The organism is Pseudomonas sp. Ma2-10, from assembly GCF_054330215.1.
This window is the reverse complement of record NZ_JBTEYL010000062.1, coordinates 1-2,294: the sequence shown is the minus strand read 5'-3', so window position 1 is coordinate 2,294 and position 2,294 is coordinate 1. Positions and strand designations below refer to the sequence as shown.

Below are 2,294 nucleotides of genomic sequence, written 5' to 3'. Positions count from 1 at the left end.
TGCGCAGCGGTAAACGGCGCCAGGCCCCAGTCGTCCAGGATCAGCAAGTCGGTCTTGGCATAACCCGCCATCAGTTTCGCGAAGCGGCCGTCTCCGTGGGCCAGGCCCAGCTCTTCCATCAAGCGCGGCAAGCGCAGGTAACGCACGCTGTAACCGTCGCGGCAGGCCTTGTGAGCCAGCGCGCAGGCGAGCCAGGTTTTACCTACGCCCGTTGGGCCGCCGATGATCAGGTTCAGGCCGTCGCGCAGCCATTGGCCGCCGCCCAGTTGCAGGATCAGAGACTTGTCCAGGCCGCGTGGGCTGCGGTAATCGATGTCTTCCAGGCAGGCGTTGTGGCGCAGTCGTGCCAGTTTCAGCCGGCTGCTCAGACGCGTGTTTTCACGTTCGGTCAGCTCGCGGTCGACCATCAGGCCGAGGCGTTCGTCGAAGCTCAGATCATTGATATCGGGCGTGGCGTGTTGCTCGCTCAGCGCCTTGATCATGCCGTGCAGGCGCAAGGTTTGTAGCTTGTCGAGTGTCGGGTTGGGCAGCATTTTGGTGCTCCTTTTTCAGGTCAGTGGTAGTAGCCAGGGCCGCGCAGGTTGATGTGTTCGTCGGGCAGTAGCGGCAGGTTTTGCTGGGACAGCGGTAGCTTTTCCAGCCCTTGGCGCAGGATCGATTCAAGGCTTTTGTAGCTGCACGCGCCCAGTGCCAGCGCTCGCTGGCAAGCGGCTTCCAGCCGCTCTTCGCCGTGCTGCTTGCTCAGGCGCAGGATGCCCAGGCAGGCGCGGAAGCCGTGCTGAGGATGGATTCGGCGCTCAAGGATGTAGGCGATAACGCCAGCAGTGTTAGGCCCGGTCTGCTCGGCCCAGCGGATCAGTCGTTGTGGCGTCCACTCAGCGTGTTCGCGGTGGCTCTTGGGCATGTGCTCGGTTTGGGTGGTGTGGCGGCCTTTGTGCAGCGAGCGCAGGTGACTGGCCACCCGCTGGTTGGCGTGGAAGCACTCGACGGTCTTAGCGGTTAGCCGCACTTCGAGTTGGTGCTTCACCAGCTGGTACGGCACCGAGTAGTAATGGCCCTCGACCTCGACGTGGTAGTCGATGTGCACCCGCACTTTTTTCCATTCGGCGTAGATGTACGGGTGTTCTGGTAGCGGTTGCAGTGCGGGTTGGTCGATGGTCTCAAAGGCCGAGCGGCGTGAGCCGGGCAGCTTCTTGAAGGGCTTTTGATTGAGGCGTTCGAGCAGCAGGCTGATTGCCGTGTTGAGTTCTCCGAGCGAGAAGAACTGGCGGTTGCGCAGCACCGCCAGGATCCAGCGTTCGACGACTTGCACGCCCACTTCGACCTTGGCTTTGTCCTTGGGTTTGCGCGAGCGAGCAGGTAATACGGCGATGCCGTAATGCTCGGCGAGATCGCGGTAACTGGGGTTGATGTCGGGCTCGTAGCGATGCGCCTTGGTGACGCCGCTGCGCAGATTATCGGGCACCAGGATCTGCGATGTGCCACCGAAAAAAGCAAAACAGCGGGCGTGCGAGCCCAGCCAGTCGGGCAGTTTCTGCGACCAAGTGGCCTCGGCGAAGGTGTAGCTGGACGCGCCGAGGACGGCGACGAAGATCTGGGCCTGACGGATTTCACCGGTCTGTCGGTCGATAATGGGCGCGGTCTGTCCGGCGTAATCGACGAACAGCTTTTCGCCGGCACGGTGCTCCTGGCGCATGACAACGTCGACCTTGGCGGCCCAGAGGCGGTAGTGCTCGCAGAACCAGCTGTATTGGAAGCCTTGCGGGTGAGCGAGTCGGTACTCTTGCCAAAGCAGGGCCAGCGTTACGCCAGGGCGGCGCAGCTCGGCATGCGCCCACGCCCAATCGGGCATCGGACGTTGATCGCTGGGAACTGTTGGTGCTGGAGGGAACAGGCATCGCTCCAGTTCGGCATCCGATAACAATGTCGGCCAACTCAGCCCGCAAGCGTTAAAGCGGTGCAAGTAATTGCCCGCACTGCCGCTACTGATGCGCAGGCTGGCGGCGATCTTGCGCACGGACAGGCCAGCGTCGAACTTTAGACGTAGTACCTCTCGGATTTTACGCATGGATATACGCTCCACGATGACCTCTTCGCTTCGAGAAAAGAGGTCGATGGTAGTGAATAATCCTGCGTTGCTGCCTGCCTGAGCATGGATCGGATCAGCGGGACATCACTGTCCAAGTGCTTGTGGAATGAGTGTCCAAGTGGCCGTGGAATGGGTGTCCAAGTCAGCGTGGAATCGCTGTCCAAGTGTTCGTGGACTGGGTGTCCAAGTGCGCATGGAATCCCCA

Annotated in this window: 2 protein-coding genes; both read right to left on the bottom strand. The window is 61.3% G+C overall.

Annotated elements, in window-relative coordinates; genetic code table 11:
- A partial coding sequence (gene istB, locus ACXPVS_RS27230; RefSeq protein ID WP_458512642.1) for an IS21-like element ISPre4 family helper ATPase IstB occupies positions 1 to 533 on the bottom strand: 533 nt, incomplete at its 3' end.
- Between the two features lie 20 nt (positions 534 to 553).
- On the bottom strand, positions 554 to 2,068 hold the full coding sequence (gene istA, locus ACXPVS_RS27225; protein ID WP_458512641.1) for an IS21 family transposase: 1,515 nt from the start codon (positions 2,066 to 2,068) through the stop codon (positions 554 to 556).
- Positions 2,069 to 2,294 lie beyond the last annotated feature (226 nt).

Bases quoted from the DNA above. Each gene is read 5' to 3' on its own strand.
- istA (WP_458512641.1), bottom strand. From the start codon at position 2,068: ATGCGTAAAATCCGAGAGGTACTACGTCTAAAGTTCGACGCTGGCCTG.